This is a genomic window from Sulfitobacter sp. DSM 110093, assembly GCF_022788715.1.
Lineage (GTDB): Bacteria > Pseudomonadota > Alphaproteobacteria > Rhodobacterales > Rhodobacteraceae > Sulfitobacter.
Genome location: NZ_CP085167.1, coordinates 1812667 through 1832370 on the forward strand (window position 1 = coordinate 1812667; position 19704 = coordinate 1832370).

The 19704-nt window shown below is 59.2% G+C and carries 17 protein-coding genes; 8 read left to right on the top strand and 9 right to left on the bottom strand.

The window, feature by feature from the left end:
* The first annotated feature begins 93 nt into the window (after positions 1-93).
* Positions 94-1593 carry a replicative DNA helicase gene (locus DSM110093_RS08855; RefSeq protein ID WP_243264712.1) on the top strand — a complete coding sequence of 500 codons (1500 nt, stop codon included), beginning with the start codon at positions 94-96 and terminating at the stop codon, positions 1591-1593.
* Between the two features lie 183 nt (positions 1594-1776).
* Positions 1777-2232 (top strand): DsrE family protein, encoded by a 456-nt coding sequence (locus tag DSM110093_RS08860; RefSeq protein WP_243264713.1) that lies wholly within the window; start codon positions 1777-1779, stop codon positions 2230-2232.
* Between the two features lie 51 nt (positions 2233-2283).
* On the opposite strand, the gene DSM110093_RS08865 is transcribed toward DSM110093_RS08860, so the two are convergent.
* On the bottom strand, positions 2284-3603 hold the full coding sequence (locus DSM110093_RS08865; protein WP_243264714.1) for a dienelactone hydrolase: 1320 nt from the start codon (positions 3601-3603) through the stop codon (positions 2284-2286).
* 88 nt (positions 3604-3691) lie between these two features.
* Positions 3692-4417 (bottom strand): sterol desaturase family protein, encoded by a 726-nt coding sequence (locus DSM110093_RS08870; protein ID WP_243264715.1) that lies wholly within the window; start codon positions 4415-4417, stop codon positions 3692-3694.
* Between the two features lie 129 nt (positions 4418-4546).
* Here DSM110093_RS08870 and alr point away from each other — a divergent pair, with 129 nt between their 5' ends.
* The 5 genes from alr (at position 4547) to purF (ending at position 10473) form a co-directional block, all read left to right on the top strand.
* Positions 4547-5590, top strand: a complete 1044-nt coding sequence (gene alr, locus DSM110093_RS08875) for an alanine racemase (protein ID WP_243264716.1) — start codon at positions 4547-4549, stop codon at positions 5588-5590.
* Positions 5591-5868: 278 nt separating this feature from the next.
* Positions 5869-6669 carry a DNA repair protein gene (locus DSM110093_RS08880; RefSeq protein WP_243264717.1) on the top strand — a complete coding sequence of 267 codons (801 nt, stop codon included), beginning with the start codon at positions 5869-5871 and terminating at the stop codon, positions 6667-6669.
* A 103-nt stretch (positions 6670-6772) separates the two neighbouring features.
* A complete protein-coding gene (radA, locus tag DSM110093_RS08885) occupies positions 6773-8140 on the top strand; it encodes a DNA repair protein RadA (protein WP_243264718.1) in 1368 nt (455 codons plus the stop codon).
* Positions 8141-8169: 29 nt separating this feature from the next.
* Positions 8170-8724 carry a CvpA family protein gene (locus tag DSM110093_RS08890; protein ID WP_093926018.1) on the top strand — a complete coding sequence of 185 codons (555 nt, stop codon included), beginning with the start codon at positions 8170-8172 and terminating at the stop codon, positions 8722-8724.
* A 264-nt stretch (positions 8725-8988) separates the two neighbouring features.
* Positions 8989-10473 (top strand): amidophosphoribosyltransferase, encoded by a 1485-nt coding sequence (purF, locus tag DSM110093_RS08895; protein WP_093926017.1) that lies wholly within the window; start codon positions 8989-8991, stop codon positions 10471-10473.
* An 83-nt stretch (positions 10474-10556) separates the two neighbouring features.
* Here the strand turns inward: purF and DSM110093_RS08900 are convergent, their stop codons facing one another.
* Complete coding sequence (locus DSM110093_RS08900) at positions 10557-10826, bottom strand: hypothetical protein (protein WP_243264719.1); 270 nt, start codon at positions 10824-10826, stop codon at positions 10557-10559.
* A 199-nt stretch (positions 10827-11025) separates the two neighbouring features.
* On the opposite strand from DSM110093_RS08900, the gene infC reads away from it, so the two are divergent.
* Entirely contained in the window at positions 11026-11574 is a 549-nt protein-coding gene (gene infC / locus DSM110093_RS08905) for a translation initiation factor IF-3 (protein WP_093926015.1), read from the top strand.
* Between the two features lie 117 nt (positions 11575-11691).
* On the opposite strand, the gene DSM110093_RS08910 is transcribed toward infC, so the two are convergent.
* The 6 genes from DSM110093_RS08910 to DSM110093_RS08935 form a co-directional block, all read right to left on the bottom strand.
* Positions 11692-13647: an OmpA family protein gene (locus DSM110093_RS08910; protein WP_243264721.1), complete on the bottom strand. Its 1956-nt coding sequence runs from the start codon at positions 13645-13647 to the stop codon at positions 11692-11694.
* Positions 13648-13809: 162 nt separating this feature from the next.
* A complete protein-coding gene (locus tag DSM110093_RS08915) occupies positions 13810-14598 on the bottom strand; it encodes a xanthine dehydrogenase family protein subunit M (RefSeq protein WP_243264722.1) in 789 nt (262 codons plus the stop codon).
* A 74-nt stretch (positions 14599-14672) separates the two neighbouring features.
* Positions 14673-17048: a xanthine dehydrogenase family protein molybdopterin-binding subunit gene (locus DSM110093_RS08920; RefSeq protein WP_243264723.1), complete on the bottom strand. Its 2376-nt coding sequence runs from the start codon at positions 17046-17048 to the stop codon at positions 14673-14675.
* A gap of 115 nt (positions 17049-17163) precedes the next feature.
* Positions 17164-17649, bottom strand: coding sequence for a (2Fe-2S)-binding protein (locus DSM110093_RS08925; RefSeq protein ID WP_243264724.1), 486 nt, complete (start codon positions 17647-17649; stop codon positions 17164-17166).
* An 86-nt stretch (positions 17650-17735) separates the two neighbouring features.
* The gene (locus DSM110093_RS08930; RefSeq protein ID WP_243264725.1) at positions 17736-18737 is read right to left on the bottom strand and encodes a molybdopterin-binding protein; all 1002 of its coding nucleotides are present in this window, start codon (positions 18735-18737) and stop codon (positions 17736-17738) included.
* Positions 18734-19693 carry an XdhC family protein gene (locus DSM110093_RS08935; RefSeq protein ID WP_243264726.1) on the bottom strand — a complete coding sequence of 320 codons (960 nt, stop codon included), beginning with the start codon at positions 19691-19693 and terminating at the stop codon, positions 18734-18736. The genes DSM110093_RS08930 and DSM110093_RS08935 overlap by 4 nt, the downstream gene beginning before the upstream one ends.
* Positions 19694-19704: the final 11 nt, after the last annotated feature.

Consider the following 19704-nt stretch of genomic DNA (forward strand, 5'->3'; position numbering starts at 1 on the left):
TATAGGCATGCAAGGATATCCACAAAAAGATACCGTTTGCGCCAAGCTGTCGGGCTGGCTAAGACGACCATCTGGGTAAAAATGGGTGAGGTCATGAACGAGATTACATCGCTGAACGCGAACCAATTGGCTGTACAGGCACCTGAATCGATGCCGCATTCGATTGAGGCCGAACAGCAGTTGCTGGGCGCCATCCTGACCAACAACGACGTCTATGACCGTGTCGCCTCTGTCATTGGGCCAAAGCATTTCTACGAGCCCGTTCACGCGCGCATCTTTGATATCGCCGCCCAGCGGATCGCGAAAAACAACCTCGCCTCTCCTGTGACGCTCAAGGCTTTCATGGAAGACGACGAAGGGCTGAAAGAGCTCGGCGGCCCAGCCTATTTGGCACGTCTTGCCGGGGCTGCGATCAGCGCCTTTGCCGTGCGCGACTATGCGCAGATGATCTATGACCTTGCCGTGCGCCGCGACCTGATCCAACTGGGCCGCGACATCTCGGCCAAGGCCGCGCAGGTTGATGTCGCCTCTGAACCGCGTGAGCAAATCGTCGAAGCCGAACAGGAACTCTACAAACTGGCGGAACAGGGTCAGGTCGAAAGCGGATTCCAGTCCTTCCTCAAAGCGGTCACAGATGCGGTTAATGTGGCCAATGCCGCTTACCAGCGGGATGGCGGTCTTTCTGGTGTCTCCACCGGGTTGATCGACATGGACAAGAAACTGGGCGGTTTGCACCGGTCTGACCTTTTGATCCTCGCCGGGCGTCCGTCGATGGGTAAAACCTCGCTCGCCACCAACATCGCCTTTAACGTCGCCAAAGCCTATAAGCGCGGGCAAAAGCCCGACGGCTCTACCGGAGCGGTTGATGGCGGTGTTGTTGGCTTCTACAGCCTTGAGATGAGCGCCGAACAGCTTGCCGCGCGGATTCTGTCCGAAGCCGCCGAGATTCCCAGTCAGCAGATCCGCTCGGGCGATATGACCGAGACCGAGTTCCGCCGTTTTGTCGATGCCGCCAAGGCGCTTGAGGCCTGCCCGCTGTTCATTGATGACACGCCCGCCCTGCCGATCAGCCAGCTGGCCGCACGTGCGCGGCGCCTCAAACGGACACATGGGCTCGACGTTCTGATCATCGACTATTTGCAACTGGTGCGCGGCACGGGAAAATCGGAAAACCGGGTGAACGAAATCTCGGAAATCACCATGGGCCTAAAGGCCATTGCCAAAGAACTCGACATTCCGGTGATCGCGCTGTCCCAGCTTTCGCGTCAGGTGGAAAGCCGAGATGATAAACGCCCGCAGTTGTCGGATCTCCGTGAATCCGGCTCGATCGAACAGGACGCCGATGTGGTGATGTTCGTCTACCGTGAAGAATACTACAAAGAACGTGAAAAGCCCGGCGATCACGAACTGGACAAGATGGCCGCATGGCAAGAAGAGATGGAGCGCCTGCACGGTCGCGCCGAGGTGGTGATCGGCAAGCAGCGTCACGGGCCGATTGGCACGGTCGATCTTAGCTTTGAGGGCAAGTTTACCCGCTTTGGCAACCTTGTGCAGCCTTGGCAGCAGGGCGGCAACGACGATCAGGAATTTTAAACCTGCCCCAAAAGACAGTCAGCGCCCAGGTAGCGGGGCGCTGACCCGATGCCGCGCCCCGTTCGGCAACCCGATAAATTCAAACTTTTGAATAAATGATTTAGATTGCTCCCCGCGCTTGCTAGGCTAGGTGAGACGGCTCTGCGCATCGCGTGGACCGTCATGCATATTGGGAGGAACCAAATGACAAACATCATCCGGACAATCTGCCTATTGCTTGCCAGCAGCTTCGCCTTCGCGCTTCATGCCGAAGAAACCGAGCGCTATGGCAAGCAGAAGGTCGTCTATCACATTAACTACGACGGCGGCGAAGCCTCTAAGGCGCATCTGGGTGCCATGCGCAACATCCAGAACCATATCAACGCTGTAGGCGCCGAAAACATCGACGTGAAGGTCGTGCTTCACGGCAATGGGCTGAGCCTGCTGGCCGATGCCAAAGGCAACGACAAAATGCAAACATCTGTCTCATCGCTCAAAGGGCAGAATGTCAGCTTTCATGTCTGCAACAACACCCTGCGCGGGCGTGACATCAGCTACGAAGACGATCTCTATGACGTTTGGGAAGAAGACATCGTGCCTTCAGGCGTGGCAGAACTCTCGCGGCTACAGCAGATGGGCTATACCTATATCAAGCCGTGATGGCCGGATCGCCCGGGGCAGCAAAGTGCTGTGCCCCGGGCGGAATGTGCGTTACTCGCCCGCCGCACGGGTCTCATACATCATCCCTTTGGCGGTGCCTTCGGCGAACCCTTTCCAATAATCGTGGTCTTCCTTTTCGGTCCCATCTTCGTCGACGGACCAGACCCCGTCATTGGAACTCTCGACCAGGCTCAAGTAGCTGCCCTTCTCCGCTTCCTCTTTGAGGTGACTGTCGAGCCATGCTGTAACGAAGTGCTGTGCGATGTTGTTCATGCGCACCGTGTCCCAAACTGGGTCGCTGTAATGCTCTGAAATGTCAAAACCTTTGTCTTCGTTAAAGTAATAGGATTCCATCGGCGCAGGCATTGGGGCGCCTGCATTGTGGCCTGCGTTCATATAGGTCAGCAAAGCCCGATCAACGTTTGTGGTGTTCTCCCAGATCGCGCGCACACCGTCTTCGTAAAGTGATGTGTCATCCTGCGACCCGGCGATATAAAGCATTGGGATCTGCACGCCCGCCAGACCTTCGGCATCCCAAAAACCGCGGTTCATGCCCCAAGGGCCAAAGGCCACGGCGGTCTTGATGCGCGGATCGGGCAGATCGTTATGGGTCTCGGACCCGTCTTGATGAATGCCCAATGTGCCATGCGGCCCGCCCCACGGGTAGCCAACCGAGGCCTCTGTCACACCGCCGCCTGCGGTGATAATCGCACCATAGCCGCCCATCGAGTAGCCGATCAACCCTGAGTTTTCAGCGTTATAAAGCCCGGCAAAATCACCACCCTCTTCTGCCTTCTGCGCCATCTGATCCAGCACAAACAGCTGATCCAGCGACCGGTTCACCAAAGTCGAGCCAAAGGCCGCCTGGGTGCGATAGGTGCTGTCCGTATGATCAATCGAAGCCACGACATAGCCTTTGGACGCGAGGTTTTCGGCCAGATGCGACAGCAGGTAGCGGTTGCCTGGATAGCCGTGGCTTATCAATACCAGCGGGAAGGTCTCCCCCGCCATTGGATCAGCGTCGCGCATTGCTTTGCCGTACAACGTGACCTCAGTCGTGCCGTCGCGCAGGTAGGCTTTGAAGGTTGTGTCACCTCCCGCGCCCTCGGCGGCGGGGTAGTACATTTCGACTGTCAGTGGCCGATCATAGCGCGGCATCTCGGCGGGTTTGTCGGCGGCGGGGTCAATCGCCAAAATGTCGATCTGGCCGGGGTTCACCATTTCAATCGTCCGCACCCCCACCCCATGATCGCCATAGGCCGCCAGCTTTGGCGCATTGGGCAATTGGCGGTCAATCCGGTTCTCGGCCTGCGCCGTTCCGGCAGCCAAGCTGACGGCAAGCAGGGCTGTGGTGGTACTATATCGATGCATGGTTAATCCTCCCTTGGGTAGGTCCGACCCTACTCGCGTCATCCATAGTGACAAGCGCCCTGCCCGTGACGTTACGGAAGTTTCACATTCATCCCCGCGCAGCGCGGGCAACTTCGGCCTCGCTCAGCCCATATCTTTTAGCGAATTTGGCACGAGCGGCCAACAGCCTTGGATCATCTGGTTTCATCCCCAAAGTGCGGATAAACGCAATGCGTTGTTGCTTTTTCAACGCTTCGGTGTCGATATTCGTCCCCATAGCGCGATCAATGATCTGCCCGCCGGGGCTGACGTGAAACCATTTATTGAAGTCGCGAAAATGGTGCTGGTTGTGGAGCCGCGTCACATGACGCTCTACCGCCGTTTTGGGAAGGCTCAGATGTGCCGTCATATGGAACCACTCATAGCTCAGAAAGGTCAGCACCCCGCCCAAGGGCACAATCGCCGTCGCGATCCATAGCGCGGCATCAAAGCCCAACAGCGCTGTGATCCCCCAGACCAAAAGGAAATTCCCCGCCAGCACCGGCAAGGCGACCCAGAGCGGGACAAAGAACAGTTCGTGGTTGGTGGGGAAATCATGGTGCCCGTAATGCGTGCGATAGAGCAGATCAAAGGCCCACTGCCGTTTCGGCGGATCAAGGTGAAAGACATGCCGGTGCAGGTTGTACTCATTGAGCATCTGCGCCGCGATACCCAGCGGCATCAGCGCCCAGCACCACAGTGGCGCCCCCCAAACCATCGCAGCAATGGCCACCACACAAGCCAGCGCCATAAGGGACACAGCCGTATGGCCGAACATGATCTTAATCCGTGTCATCCGCCTGACCTCCCCATCCTGCGCATCCGGTAGGCAAAACTGTAACAAAACGCCGCCGCAACTGTCGCGCATGACGTTAGGTGCGCTTGGCCGCTTGACCTCCCCCCACATTCTGGCCCACATCCGCGCATGAGCAAAGCGACCCTGACCATCGACCTGCAAGCCATCGCCGACAACTGGCGCGCCCTTGACCGCATGACGGAGGCCGAGACCGGCGCGGTCGTCAAAGCCGACAGTTATGGATTGGGCGCGGCCCGCGTGGCCACAGCCTTGGCCGAGGCGGGCGCGCGGCAGTTCTTTGTAGCTTTGGCCGAAGAAGGTGTGGCGCTGCGACAGGCCTTGGGCGAAGGCCCGGTCATCAATGTCTTTTCCGGCCATATGGCAGGCGATACCGACGCCATCCGCGACGCGGCGCTGACCCCGATGATCAACTCGACCGAGCAACTGCTGCGCCAGTTCGAAACCCTGCCCGGTCATGGCTTTGGCATCCAGCTCGACAGCGGGATGAACCGGCTCGGGATGGAGCCCGCCGAATGGGCCGCCCTACGCGACATCGCGCTGAGCCAAGGCCCTTCGCTAATCATGTCGCATCTGGCCTGCTCGGATGCGCCGGATCACGAGATGAACGATGCGCAATTGCGCAGCTTTCGCGAAATGACCGAAGGGGTCGACGCGCCACGGTCGCTGTCGGCCACCGGGGGCATCTTATTGGGGCCTGACTATCATTTCGATGTCACCCGCCCCGGCATCGGTCTTTATGGCGGCCGCCCCTTCACTGATGCGCGGCCTGTGGTCACCCTTGATGTGCCGGTCATCCAAACCCGCAGCGTCACGCCGGGCGAGACTGTGGGCTATGGCAACACTTGGACGGCAGAAAGCACGGTAAAGCTCGCCACCGTGGCGGCGGGCTATGCCGATGGGTTGACCCGCGCCATGGGCAATGCGGTGGGTCACGCCTGTTTTCAGCATGATGGGATACAGCTACCCATTGTTGGCCGCGTGTCGATGGACCTGATTACAGTCGATGTATCAGCTCTGTCCGAAGTACCTGCGACATTGCAACTGTTGGGGTCGACGCAGGGCGTGGATGATCTTGCCGACTGGGCGGGCACGATAGGCTATGAAATACTCACATCGCTTGGTGCCAGATACGCAAAGCGATACGCCGACTAGATCGGCGATTTTCCACCGCTCTCTTGCTCAATTCTATAAGTTCTGCTCAGTCCGCGCGGCCATCACCTGCGCAAACTGCCGTTTCAGGGCGCACGACGGTTGACAGATAATTCGGCGTTATCGTGCAAAAAGTTTCCGAAATACCGGAGGTTGTGCCATACTATGGCAACAGTTTGTTAAACCCTCAGCATAATTCCGCGCAGAACGGGAACAAAGAAGGATAAAGAGGCGTTGGTCGGCAGAAACTTGCTTAGTAGCTCTTCCAGGGGGGAGAAAGTATGTCCCAGCTTCGTTCCTTTACCTACCTCGTTCAATTCGCATTTCAGCGACTTGCCTTGGTGGTTTTTGCACTCGCAGCACTTGCGCTGACAGGCGCCAGCATCATGGCGGCCCTGGGCCTTTGGAATTGGGTGAGCCTTGATCTGCAATATGCGGGGGCACCTGTTGAGGACGCCGGGATGTACGCCCAGATTGCGCTAACCGTTCTGGCCGTAGGTCTGTGTTTTTTCCTCCCCACCAACCGCCGCATTATGCGGCTTGAAACCTCGCACCGTCAGTTCAAAGTCGGCATGCAGGACGTGGCCCGCGCCTATGGTGCCGTGCATGCCGCTGACCGCGCGGAAACATTCCAGATGAGTTCGGAGTTTGATTCAGTGCGTGAGCGTCTTGCCTATCTGCGCGACCACCCCGATCTCAGCACGCTTGAGCCCGCTGTTCTCGAAATGGCCGCGCAGATGAGTCATGTGGCCCGCGATCTGGCAGAGGTCTATTCTGATGAAAAATTGTCTCGTGCACGCAGTTTCCTGAAGCAGCGTCAGGAAGAGGTCGAACTGTTCAACAGCCGCCTTAACCAAGCTAAGGGTATCTCGACCGAGATGAAGCATTGGTTGCATGAGGTCGAACTCGAAGAAAGCGTCGCCGTGGCACAGCTAGAGCGTCTGCGCGATGAGATGCGTGAAATCATGCCAGAGCTGGGCCTTGAACGTGTGGTGCCAACCGAAGCGCCTGCCAACCGCAGGCCCGATCCCACTTCGATTGATAATATCGTGATCGACCTCCCTCCCAAAGCCGCCGAATAACTTGGGCGGCAGCATCCGGCCTATGGGTTCCCCCCCGGGATCATCGCCCACGGGCCGGATGCTTTTCCTTTGACGCCATCCAACCCTTGGGCGAAAAGGGCGCATGGCAAAATCCTCCTCCAGTTTTTCATGTACCGAATGCGGTGCAAAACACTCCAAATGGTCCGGGCGCTGCGACGCCTGCGGTGCTTGGAACTCAATCGTCGAAGACAAAGGCATTTCATCCGGCCCGCCCAGCAAATCCTTGGGTGCTCGCCGCGGATCTGCCATTGAACTGACTGACCTTGCCACCCAAGAAACTCCGCCTCCCCGCGCACAATCGGGCATTGCCGAACTTGACCGCGTTTTGGGTGGCGGGCTTGTGCCCGCCTCGGCGATCCTTGTAGGTGGTGATCCGGGCATCGGGAAATCGACTCTTCTGTTGCAGGCTGCTGCCCATTTCGCGAATTCGGGTCTCAAGACCATATATGTCAGCGGCGAAGAAGCCAGCGCGCAGGTTCGCATGCGCGCGCAACGGCTGGACCTTTCCGATGCGCCAGTAAAACTCGCTGCCGAAACAAACCTGCGCGATATTCTGACCACGCTAGAAGCCGAACGCCCGCAACTGGCGATCATTGATTCTATTCAGACCATGTGGGCCGATAACGTCGAAAGCGCCCCCGGTTCTGTCAGTCAGGTCCGTGCGGCGGCGCATGAATTGACCAGCTTTGCCAAACGCCGCGGTGTGGCGGTTATTCTGGTGGGTCACGTGACCAAAGAAGGCCAGATCGCAGGCCCGCGCGTGGTGGAGCATATGGTCGATACCGTACTCTATTTCGAAGGCGAACGCGGCCACCAGTTCCGCATCCTGCGCGCCGTCAAAAACCGTTTCGGTCCAGCGGATGAGATCGGCGTTTTTGAGATGACCGGCGGCGGTTTGGCCGAAGTTACCAACCCCTCGGCCCTGTTCCTGTCAGAACGCGGACAACCCTCGCCCGGTTCGGTCGTCTTTGCAGGTATCGAAGGTACGCGGCCCGTTCTGGTCGAGCTTCAGGCACTTGTTGCCCCCTCCCCCCATTCCCAAGCACGGCGCACCGTGGTCGGATGGGATTCGGGCCGTTTGGCGATGATCCTTGCTGTGCTTGAAGCGCGCTGCGGCATCCCCTTCGCCGGATTAGATGTCTATCTTAACGTTGCAGGTGGCATGAAAATCTCTGAACCCGCAGCCGATTTGGCCGTCGCGGCCGCGATCCTTTCAGCCCGCGAAGACGTAGCGCTGCCCGCCGAAACCGTTGTTTTCGGGGAAATCAGCCTTTCCGGTGCGCTACGACCTGCAAGCCAGACGGAAAACAGGTTGAAAGAGGCGCAAAAACTTGGTTTTACGAGCGCTATTGCACCGCGCGGCGGAAAAGCCGTGGGTGTGACCGGAATTGCGCTGAATACGATGAGCGATCTGACCGGATTTGTTGGCGAAATTTTCGGGGCGGGCTGATCCCCCCTTACACGAGGGCAAGAACGCGCATGGACGGTTTTACCATTATTGACGGTGTGGTTGCGGTGGTCATCATCCTATCGGCTCTGCTGGCCTATGGCCGCGGGTTGGTACGCGAGTTGATGGCGATCGTCGGCTGGATTGCCGCAGCTGTATTGGCATTCCTATTTGCACCACAGGTTGAGCCGCTGGTACGTGAGTTGCCTTATGTCGGTGAATTCCTCGCCGATAGCTGTGAGCTTTCGGTCATCGGTGCCTTCGCACTTGTTTTCGCTGCGGCGTTGATCATCGTCTCCCTCTTTACCCCGCTGTTCTCCTCGCTCGTGCACCGCTCTATATTAGGTGGCGTGGATCAGGGTCTTGGCTTTGTCTTCGGCGTGGTGCGTGGTGTGTTGCTCGTCGCGATCGCGTTCTTTGTCTATGATACGGTCATCACCGGCGAACGTGCGGCCAGCGTGGATAACAGCCGTTCGGCTGCTGTCTTTTCGCGCTTCACCGGCCAGATCGAAGAGAAAGACCCGCAAGAGGCGCTCGGCTGGATCACCAACCGCTACGAAGCGCTGGTTGGGAAATGTAGCGCCTAAGCCGTCACAATCTCTTAACAATCTCCTTTTAAACAGGCGGCCAGAACATTGTGGCCGCCTGTTTTGCATTTGGCGAAACGCGTATCATAGTCATGTGTTAAAGGGCTATTGGCTCAATTAACGCTGCCTATCTTAAGGTCATATGCCGTGTGTATTTCGGTCCGACTCCCGCTGCGTGCGACATGCGGGGTGACAGTCGCTTGTGAAGCCCCTACATAGGCACCGACCTCACCCGGATTCGGAGTTGCCCCGTTGTCCAAGCTCATGCCACCTGCCCATCCTTTTGACACATCCTATCTGCGCGACAGCGGAGATGAGGACAAACTGAAGGAGGAATGCGGCGTTTTCGGCGTGGTTGGCGTTGCCGATGCTGCCACTTTCGTAGCGCTCGGCCTCCACGCCCTCCAGCACCGCGGACAAGAGGCAGGCGGCATCGTCAGCTATGATCCCGAAGCCGGTTTCCAATCTGCCCGCCGCTTTGGCTATGTCCGTGATAACTTCACCTCGCAGGATATCATGCAGACCCTGCCCGGCGAATTGTCGATCGGCCATGTGCGCTATTCCACCTCTGGTAACAAAGGCCCGACTGCGATCCGCGATGTGCAACCGTTCTTTGGCGAATTTGCCATGGGCGGTGCCGCGATTGCGCATAACGGGAATATCACCAACGCCAACGCGCTGCGCCGTGAGTTGATCGAGCGCGGCTCGATCTTTCAGTCGTCCTCGGACAGTGAGTGCATCATTCACCTGATGGCGCGGTCGTTGCAGCAAAATATCCCCGAACGCATGGAAGACGCGCTGCGCCGTGTCGAAGGTGCCTTCTCTGTCGTTGCGATGACCCGCACCAAACTGATCGGTGTGCGTGACCCGCTGGGCGTGCGCCCGCTGGTTCTGGGCCGTGTCGGCGATGGCTGGGCGTTGAGTTCCGAGACCTGCGCGCTCGACATCATCGGTGCCGAATTTGTGCGCGAGATTGAGCCGGGCGAGATGGTCGTGATCACCGAAAAAGGGGTCGAAAGCCACTTCCCATTCCGCCGTGTGCCCTCACGTTTCTGCATCTTTGAGCATGTCTATTTCAGCCGACCCGACAGTATCCTCGGCGGTCGGTCAGTCTATGAAACACGCGAAAACATCGGTCGGGAACTGGCCAAGGAAAGCCCCGTTGACGCCGATCTCGTCTGCCCCGTGCCCGACAGCGGCACCCCCGCGGCTATTGGATTCAGCCTTGAATCCGGCATTCCCTATGCGATGGGGATCATCCGCAACCAATATATGGGCCGGACCTTCATTGAGCCGACCGAGCAAATCCGCAACATGGGTGTGCGCCTGAAACTCAACGTTAACCGTGCGTTGATCAAAGGTAAGCGGGTAATCTTGGTCGACGACTCGGTCGTGCGTGGCACGACCTCGCGCAAGATCAAAGAGATGATCCTCGATGCGGGCGCTGCCGAAGTTCACTTCCGCATTGCCTCCCCCCCAACCGCATGGCCCTGTTTCTACGGCGTCGATACCCCGCAGCGTGAAAAACTGCTCGCGGCGACCATGTCAGAGGAAGAGATGCGCGACCATCTACAGGTCGACAGCCTCAAGTTCATCTCGCTCGATGGCCTTTACCGCGCGGTGGGCGAAGCCGAAGGTCGCAAGGCGGACTGCCCGCAATACTGCGATGCCTGTTTCTCTGGCGATTATCCTGTGACACCTGCCGATCAGGTCAAAGAGGGTTTCCAGATGAAGCCTGCCGCAGAATAAGTTAACCTAGGATTTGAATTTAAACGAAGGCCGCGCCCGGTACCCCCGGACGCGGCCTTTGTCTTTCGCTTTGCAGCCGTTGTTTAGTTCTGCACCGCTGGCTCTGCCGCGTCATTGGCGTTTTCAGTGGCGTCATCCACAGCCTCTGTGGTCGCCTCACCTGCAGCATCTACTGTATCAGTGATCGCATCAGCGGCCTCTCCCGCAGCTTGCGTCACATCATCTGCCACGGCAGGCGCATTGATCGCATCCGATGCTTCAATTGCCACCTCTTGTGGCCCTTTGCCCGTGAAAAGCATATAGCCTGCCAGCGCAATCAACACCGCTACGACCAACCAAACCAGATTCTTCATTCCATTCCCCTTAATCAATGCCCCGCGAAGTCAAAGATTACCCCCGTGGCCGCATACCCGTCAATTGCGCCACAACGGCCCCGGATCAAGGGGAAATCGGCGCAAACCCCACTTATAGCGCGATTTTGCGGCTTGAAGATGGCCCCTGTCGGGTTTACCTTGCATTCTCGGAATAGGTAACAATCAAAGGACCATCACCATCGCTCGCAGACCTCATAACGCGCCGCCCCAACGTGACACCGGCCCGCGCGTCAACGACAAGATCCGCTCCAATGAAATCCGCTTGATCGGTGCGGACGGCGAAAACGTCGGCGTTGTGACGCCTCAGCGTGCCATGGAAATGGCCGACGAGGCCGGGCTCGACCTTGTCGAGATTTCGCCAAACGCCAACCCGCCCGTGTGCAAGATCATGGACTTCGGCAAGTTCAAATATGAACAGCAAAAGCGCGAGAGCGAAGCCCGTAAGAAACAGAAGATCATCGAGATCAAAGAAGTCAAATTCCGTCCGAATACGGATACGAATGACTACGATGTGAAGATGCGCAATGTCTTCAAGTTTCTTGAAGGTGGCGACAAGGTGAAGGTGACTTTGCGGTTCCGTGGCCGTGAAATGGCGCACCAGAACCTTGGTCGTGAGCTTTTGGAACGCGTTGCTGCGGATACCAAGGAAATTGGCCGGGTTGAGAACTTCCCCAAGATGGAAGGCCGCCAGATGGTCATGGTGATCGGGCCCCTGCCCAACAAATAGGTTGACCGGTTTCGGGCCGGCACGGCTGGCCCGCTACCCGACTCAGATCACGATCAAACAACGCAAAACGCCCCCAGATTGCTCTGGGGGCGTTTTCGATTTCTAGGGTAGCTTTGCTTAGCGCAGCAGACCCGAGATGTTGCGAACCACAGCGCGGCGATTGGCAGGCTCTGCCGCTGTCGTTGGCACGCGCAGCTGGCTCTCACCATAACCTTGCGTGATCAAGTTTGCGGGCGGAACATCAAAATATTCGGTCAGGGCCAAAGCAACGGTTTCCGCACGACGGTCAGACAGCGCAAGGTTATAGCTCGCGTCGCCCACCGCATCTGTATGCCCTTCAACAAGGATCACTGTCCGCGGATCCTTCTGGATCATGTCGCGCAGGGTGGTGCCGATATTTGCCAGCGACCGGGCTTGCTCAGGCTGGATCGCTGCAGAACCGGTCGGGAAGCGAACGGCGTCCAATTCCAACTGGGGTGCAAGCGAACGGACCTCACGGATTTCGCGCACCTGACGGAGCGAGAATGTCCGGCCTTGATCATTACGCATCTCAGCTTGCAAAGCCTGCCGCAAAGCGGCTTCGTCCTGTGTGCTGCTACGCTCGGTCTGTTGGGTTTCCTGAACCTGTGGCAGGTCAGTCACGACAACTTCGCGTTCTTCTACGAGGTCATCGACCAGCACATACTCACGGCCTTCCGCATCAAACTTGGTACGGCGCAAAACGCTACCATCGCGCGAGCGGATGGTTTCGATGCGGCTGCCGTCGTTCTTTGTCACAATCGTACGAGTAGAACCATCATCGAAGGTCTGGGTTTGCACTTCGTCACCAGGGCGGCGGATCAGGGCGTTATCGTCCTTCAACACGCGCAATTCGCCTGTGTCGTCTTGAACTACCACACGGTCACCCGAGCGGCTGACGACCTTTTCGCCATTGTTCAAAACCGACCCTACAGCAACGGCGCCGAGGCCAACAAGCAGAGCTTTTTCGAAGTCAGACAAACCACCGTCGTCGTCATCCGAAGCGGCAGCTTCGTTTTCTGCTGCGGCCGTTACCTTGGTGTCAAAGTCTTCGTCCGAAGTGCGCACATCATCTTCGCTCACTTCTTCGGTCACGACCTCGGCGTCCGACTCGTTTTCCGCAGCGGCTGTTGCAGCAGCTGCCGCAGCCTCACGCTCTGCCTGACGCTCGGCGCGGCGTTCTTCACGACGCTCCGCCTGACGAGCCTCACGACGTTCTTCGCGCGCTTCGATCTGTTCTTCGGTCAAACCGGCATCGGCTTCTGCACCGAGTGCTTCACCGCTTGTCTCGGATTCGGTTTCGGCGTTTTGCTCGTCCTGAGCGGGATCGGCTTCGGGCGCGGCCTCAGCGTCTTGAACTGGCTCCTCTTGAACCGCCTCAGTGGTTTTGGCTCCTGCCTCAACCGCTGTTTCGGCTTCGCTCATGCCCTCAGTCTCAGCTTCTACTTGTTGCTCAGCCTCTTGCTCGACCTCCGCATCTGCATCGCCCTCTACATCAGATGCGACCTCAGGATCTTGCGCGGGCTCAACTTCCGCCTCAACTTCGGCGTCAGCAGACATGTCTGCTTCGGCATCCGCCTCGGTTCCGATCTCTCGTTCGGCAGTCTCTAGTTCCACGGTCTCGGCTTCGGCGCTGGCTTCAGCCTCTGCAGCTACGTTCGCAGCCTCATCCGCTGCCGCTTGGGCTTCAGCATTCGCAGCTGCACCGGCCTCTTCGGCCTGCTCTTCAGCGCCGGTAACTGCATCGGATACAGCACCCGCAGCTTGACCCAAAAGCGAACCAGATTCTGCTTCTGCGTCACCTTCAGCTTCAACTTGTGCTTCTGCACTGTCACCCGCCTCAGCATTCGCATCGGCTTCGGCACTCAGCCCGGCAATCACCCGAAGCTCTTCGGCATTCTCCACCGTCTGATCGTCAAACGCGCAGGGGAATTCCGTCACTTCGCCTACGGGGCCACATACTGCTAGATTTTGATCCTGTGCAAAGGCGCCGTGGGGGAAAGCCAATGCAAGGCTCAGACCCAGCGAAGTCGTAGATCTCAGTAGGTTTTTCATGTTCACGTCCTCATTATTACGGGAACGCCGTTCGGGCAGCGCTTGTCTCCTAACGCATGATGGGGGCTGAGGTTCCGCTATCCAATATCAATAGCCCATCCCAATAAAAGACCGCGCCCCCGGATGGGAGCGCAGTAAAGGTTTACGGCTTGTTATCGGCTATCAGGCTATGGCTTGGACTGCCCGGCGTGTCATCACACCGCAAAGATGTGCGCGGTAGGCGCCGCTGCCGTGCAGATCGCCGATCATATTGCTGCCATCGAGGGCCAGCCTCTCCAGCGCGCCAGCTTCGAACCGTTCGCTCAGTGCCGCCTCCGCCTCCGTCCAGCGGAAGACACCTTCGTTCGAAGCGCCAGTGATCGCCACCCGCACCCCATCACTGAACTGCGCAACATAGGCCGCGACCAGCGGAAAGCGCGAGGCAGGTTGGATGAACTTCTCGTAATGCGCTGCCTGCGGAATGGGGAAGCGTACACCGGTGACGATTTCGCCCTCTTCGAGTGCTGTGGTGAATATGCCTTGGAAGTAGTCGTCAGCCGCGATCTCACGCCGGTCCGTCTCTATCGTCGCTCCGCTGGCCAAGGCCGCCGCCGGGTAGCAGGCGGAGGGATCGTTATTAGCTAGCGATCCGCCGATGGTGCCCCGGTTGCGCACCGCCGGATCACCGATCCGCGCGGCTAGCTTGGCTAAGGCCGGATAGTTCTCTGCCGCGTCGCGCATGACCGTGGCATGAGTGGTGCCGCCCCCGATCCAAAGCGCGCCATCGCGCATCTCGACCCCTTTGAGTTCTTCAATACCCGTGAGGGACACCAGAACCGATGGCATCGCCAGCCGTGCTTTCAATGTCGGGATCAGCGTTTGCCCCCCGCTCAGCGGTTGCGCGTCTTCTTGGCCTAAAGCCTTGACCGCGTCCGCCACGCTACCGGGGCGCTCTACTTCGAATTCATACATCGTTCATCCTTCCCAGAGGTCGCAAGGCGCGTCGCCCCTCTTCGTTATTGCAGATATCACAGTGGTTCAAAGCCTTAACCATGCATCGCCTCCCAGACCCGTGCGGGGCTGACCGGCATGTCGATATGGCCGATATCTTTGCCACCTGAACGCATGGCATCCAGCACCGCGTTCACCACCGCCGGAGGTGAGCCAATCGCCCCCGCCTCCCCGCAGCCTTTCACGCCCAAGGGGTTGTGGGTGCAGGGTGTCTGGCAAGAATGATCCACGTCATAGAACGGCAGATCGCTGGCGCGGGGCATGGCGTAATCCATGTAAGACGCGCTGAGCAACTGCCCATCTTCGTCGTACGCGCAGTTCTCCAATAGCGCCTGACCGATGCCTTGGGCCAAACCGCCATGCACTTGGCCGGTGACGATCATCGGGTTCACGACGTTGCCAAAATCATCGGCTGCGGTGAACCGCTCCACCGTGACATGCCCGGTTTCGGGATCAAGCTCGACCTCGCAGGCATATGCCCCTGCCGGGTAAGTAAAGTTTGACGGATCATAGAAGGCGGTTTCCTCCAACCCCGGCTCAATCTCTTCCAACGGATAGTTATGCGGCACATAAGCCGCCAGCGTCACATCGCCCCAAGCCACGGATTTGTCGGTGCCCGCAACGCTGAAGGCCCCATCCTTCAACTCGATATCCCCTTCCGAGGCTTCGAGCAGGTGGCTTGCGATCTTCTTGGCCTTGGCGATGATCTTTTCGGTCGCGCGCACCATGGCGCTGCCGCCCACAGCCAGCGAGCGTGAGCCATAGGTGCCCATGCCCATCGGCGTGCGCGCCGTATCGCCATGAACGATCTCGACCATATTCTCATCAATGCCGATCATATCGGCCACCACTTGGGCAAAGGAGGTTTCATGCCCCTGCCCGTGGCTGTGGCTGCCGGTCATGACAACCAGTCCGCCGGTCGCGTTGACCCGCACCGTGGCGCTTTCATACAGCCCCGCGCGCGCACCCAGTTGGCCAACAAGGTTCGACGGCGCGATGCCGCAGGCCTCAATATAGCAGTTCACGCCGAAGCCGCGCAGCTTGCCTTTGGCTTCGCTTTGCTTGCGACGGGCTTCGAAACCAGCGTGGTCGGCGATCTCCTCAAGCTTGTCCATCGTGGCGTTGTAGTCGCCCGTGTCATATTCCACCGCGACAGGCGTGGCATAGGGAAACTCCGTCACGAAGTTTTGCCGCCTCAGTTTGATCGGGTCGACCCCCAGCTCATGCGCCGCCTTATCGACAAGACGCTCAAGCTGATAGGTCGCCTCGGGCCGCCCGGCACCACGATAGGCATCTACTGGCACGGTATTGGTAAAGACCGCCTTAACATTCACGTAAATCAGCGGCGTTTTGTAATTCCCCGCCATCAGCGTGCCGTGCAGCCATGTCGGCACCGAGGGCGCGAAGGTCGACAGATAGGCGCCCATATTGGCATAGGTATCGGTGCGCAGCGCGGTGAAGTTATTCTCGGCATCCAGCGCCAGTTCGATCTTGGTCACATGGTCGCGGCCATGGGCGTCGGACATGAAAGCCTCGGACCGGCTGGAGGTCCATTTCACCGGACGCCCCACCGCCTTTGCGGCAAAGGTGCAAAAGGCTTCTTCTTGATAATGGAAAATCTTTGTGCCGAAACCACCGCCCACATCCGGGGCCACTACGCGCAGTTTGTGTTCAGGGATGCCCAGCACGAAGGCACCCATCAGCAGGCGGATCACATGCGGGTTCTGGCTGGTGGTATAAAGGGTATGGTCCCCCGCCGAACGGTCGTATTCGCCGATGGCTACGCGCGGCTCCATTGGGTTGGCGACAAGGCGGTTATTGACCAGTTCAAGCGTGGTAACATGCGCGGCTTCTTCGAACGCTTTGCTCACCGCGTCTTTGTTTTCTTCAACAAAGCCCCAGTCGTAGCAAAGGTTGCTTGTCAGATCGTCGTGCACCTTGGGCGCATCATCTTTGACCGCTTCTTTCATGTTCACCACGGCGGGCAACTCATCGATATCGACGACGATTGCCTCAGCGGCGTCGCGCGCCTGCGCCAAAGTCTCGGCCACCACGGCGGCGATGGGCTCGCCCACATGACGGACCTTTTCATGAGCGAGAACCGGGTGTTTCGGCTCTTGCATCGGTTGGCCGTGTCTATCGGTGATTTGCCAGCCACAGGGCATGCCGCCGATCTCGGCAAAGTCAGCGCCGGTGAAAATTTTTAGCACGCCGGGCATGTCTTCGGCGGCAGAGGTATCAACCCCCGTCAGCCGCCCATGCGCCACGTCTGAGCGCAGGAAAAACACATGGGTCTGGCGGCGCAGGTTGATGTCATCGGTATAGCGCCCCGACCCGGTGAGAAAGCGCACGTCCTCCCGCCGTTTGCTGCTGGCCCCAATTCCGCTGCTCGGTTCAAAATCCTTTGGCATAATATCCTCCCGTTTGGTGGCGGTGCGGATGCACCTGATCAGTCATGCGGCGCCCGGTTTTGGTGGTCCTCCCTCCGCCATCACCGGTCTGCTCTGCATGACGCTGCTTCCGACGTTACTCTGCCGCCAGCGCGCTGACCTCTTGGCCGCTGGCCGCCATGATCGCTTTGACGATGTTGTGGTAGCCGGTACAGCGGCAGATGTTGCCGTCAAGGTAATGGCGCACCTCGGCCTCGCTTGGTTTGGGGTTGTCCTTGAGCAGGGCCGCCGCCGACATCACCATGCCTGGCGTGCAAAATCCGCATTGCAGCCCGTGGTGATCCTGAAACGCCTGCTGGATGGTGTTGAGCGTGCCATCGGGGGCCGCCTGCCCTTCGATGGTCGCAACCTCAGCGCCGTCGGCCTCGATCGCGAACATGGTGCAGGCTTTGACCGCATTGCCATTCACATGCACCACGCAGGCCCCGCATTGGCTGGTGTCACAGCCCACATGGGTGCCAGTGAGTTCCAAATCATCGCGCAAAAATTGCACCAGCAGCGTGCGGCCCTCAACCTCTCCTGACGCGGGTTTGCCGTTCACGGTCATCTTGACCTGTGTCATGTTCTTCCTCCCAGTCTGACGCTTGTTAGAGGCAGTTAAGCACGACAAGCCCTAGTTGAGAACACATATTTTCGACGGCCTGCGTCTCAGCCGCCGCGCGCGCTTTTGCCAGGATTGCGCGGCTGTGGGCGGGTCGGGATTTCTTTTAGCAACCCACCAACGCCCATTGCCGCGATATCCGCGCTGGTGACCGGAATGCCGCAGACCAACCTTGAGAGCACCCAATCCGCCCCGTTAAGCGCCGGCGAACGTGCGCAGCCCGGCAGGCCAATCACCGGGCGCTGCCCCAGATGACCGAGGAACAAAAGATTGCCGGGATCGACCGGCATCCCGAACCGCTCAACCTCACCGCCCGCCTGTCGCAAGGCAGAGGGGGCGATGTCGTCAATATCAGATGTGGCAGACGCGGTGAGTACAAGGGTCAGATCGGTCTGTGCGGCGGCGAGTGCCTTTGTCAACGGCGCAGATCGATGTGGGACCATAACAACGTCATTCAACGTGACCCCAAGCGCATCCAGCCGCCCCTCGACCGCCACGCGCCCCTTGTCGCCTGCCCCGCCCGGCACATCCGTGATGATCAGCGTCGCATCGCGAAGTTTTCGTTTTGCCAGACGCAGCGCTGCCTTTCCGGCTGCGGCGCAGGCGGCGTCAACGGCTTCCTGCGGCACGGCGTAAGAGATAATCTTGATCGTCGCCACCATCCCATTCTCAGTCATCTGCTGAAAGGGCGGCACAGTGGCCAAGGTGATCATCGGATGTACTGCATTAACCGCCTCAAGCGCGGCGCGGCCCATCATCACAACGCCCGGCCCCTCTGCCAAAAGGTTCACCCGCCCGGTAAAGGGGTCGGAGATCCGCAGCCCCGGACCACAGAGCGCTTTGGCCAGTTGGGCTGCGCCTGTGTTTTCGTCTATATCACCGGGATCAAGGCGGGCGACGATGATCTCTTGAATCCCAGCCTGTTCAAGCGCTGCGATATCTTCTTGCGCCAACACACGGCCCTTGCGCAGCCGTCCGCTGCTGACAACGACAGAATGGGCCAATGTTGCGCCAAGTGCGTCGCTTAATGGGACCGGGCCGAACCTCATGGACGGCGCAGCGTTTGGATCATCTGTGCAAGGATCGACACAGCAATCTCGGCCGGGCTGGCAGCGCCAATGTCGAGACCAACCGGCCCATGGATCCGCGCAGCCTGATCCGTTGCCACGCCCGCCTCTTGCAACCGCGCAAGGCGACTGGCCTGCGTCCGGTTCGAGCCGAGCGCACCGATGTAAAACGCCTCTGTCCCCAGGGCCACATGCAGCGCCGGGTCATCCAATTTCGGGTCGTGGGTCAACAACACCACGGCAGAACGGGCATCCAAGCCGATTGCCTTAAGGGCGGCGTCGGGCCAATCGTTCATCACGCGGCATTCAGGGAACCGCGCGGCGGAGCCAAAGGCCTCGCGCGGGTCGACGACGATCGGATCGAAGCCCGCCTCTCCCGCCATGCGCACCAGATGCTGCGCGATATGCACAGCGCCCACGATCACCAGCCGCAGCGGCGGGTTATGAATGGCGATGAAGCGTCCCGTGTCTTCGTCGATCCCAGAGCGGTCACGGCGAAAGCGACCTTCATGCCCCCCGCGGGACAGCTCTCGCGTGCTGCCATCAAGCGCCACTTCATAGGCCACGGGCTGCCGTGCAGCGCGCGCCGCTACCAGATCGCGCAGCATCTCAAGCGTGAGTGCATCGGATCGTATCGGTTCCACCAGCACCTTGATTGTGCCCCCGCAGGCCAACCCCACGGCAAAGGCATCGCCATCGCTGACGCCGTACTCCAGCAACCGGGTGCGCCCGTCCCCAATCGCCTCAAGCGCTTCGACCACCACCGCACCTTCGACGCAGCCGCCCGAGACCGAGCCCATCATCGTACCGTCGCCCGCCACCACCAGCTGCGCGCCTGCGCGGCGCGGCGCAGAGCCCCACGTCTCTACCACAGTGGCCAATGCCACGGGCTGTCCGGCCTCGGCCCAATTCAACGCCTGTTCGGGGATGCGGTCCATCTGGTTTCCTT

Coding starts and splice junctions, on each gene's coding strand:
- DSM110093_RS08855 (WP_243264712.1), top strand. CDS start 94: ATGAACGAGATTACATCGCTGAACGCGAACCAATTGGCTGTACAGGCA.
- DSM110093_RS08860 (WP_243264713.1), top strand. CDS start 1,777: ATGACAAACATCATCCGGACAATCTGCCTATTGCTTGCCAGCAGCTTC.
- DSM110093_RS08865 (WP_243264714.1), bottom strand. CDS start 3,603: ATGCATCGATATAGTACCACCACAGCCCTGCTTGCCGTCAGCTTGGCT.
- DSM110093_RS08870 (WP_243264715.1), bottom strand. CDS start 4,417: ATGACACGGATTAAGATCATGTTCGGCCATACGGCTGTGTCCCTTATG.
- alr (WP_243264716.1), top strand. CDS start 4,547: ATGAGCAAAGCGACCCTGACCATCGACCTGCAAGCCATCGCCGACAAC.
- DSM110093_RS08880 (WP_243264717.1), top strand. CDS start 5,869: ATGTCCCAGCTTCGTTCCTTTACCTACCTCGTTCAATTCGCATTTCAG.
- radA (WP_243264718.1), top strand. CDS start 6,773: ATGGCAAAATCCTCCTCCAGTTTTTCATGTACCGAATGCGGTGCAAAA.
- DSM110093_RS08890 (WP_093926018.1), top strand. CDS start 8,170: ATGGACGGTTTTACCATTATTGACGGTGTGGTTGCGGTGGTCATCATC.
- purF (WP_093926017.1), top strand. CDS start 8,989: ATGCCACCTGCCCATCCTTTTGACACATCCTATCTGCGCGACAGCGGA.
- DSM110093_RS08900 (WP_243264719.1), bottom strand. CDS start 10,826: ATGAAGAATCTGGTTTGGTTGGTCGTAGCGGTGTTGATTGCGCTGGCA.
- DSM110093_RS08910 (WP_243264721.1), bottom strand. CDS start 13,647: ATGAAAAACCTACTGAGATCTACGACTTCGCTGGGTCTGAGCCTTGCA.
- DSM110093_RS08915 (WP_243264722.1), bottom strand. CDS start 14,598: ATGTATGAATTCGAAGTAGAGCGCCCCGGTAGCGTGGCGGACGCGGTC.
- DSM110093_RS08920 (WP_243264723.1), bottom strand. CDS start 17,048: ATGCCAAAGGATTTTGAACCGAGCAGCGGAATTGGGGCCAGCAGCAAA.
- DSM110093_RS08925 (WP_243264724.1), bottom strand. CDS start 17,649: ATGACACAGGTCAAGATGACCGTGAACGGCAAACCCGCGTCAGGAGAG.
- DSM110093_RS08930 (WP_243264725.1), bottom strand. CDS start 18,737: ATGAGGTTCGGCCCGGTCCCATTAAGCGACGCACTTGGCGCAACATTG.
- DSM110093_RS08935 (WP_243264726.1), bottom strand. CDS start 19,693: ATGGACCGCATCCCCGAACAGGCGTTGAATTGGGCCGAGGCCGGACAG.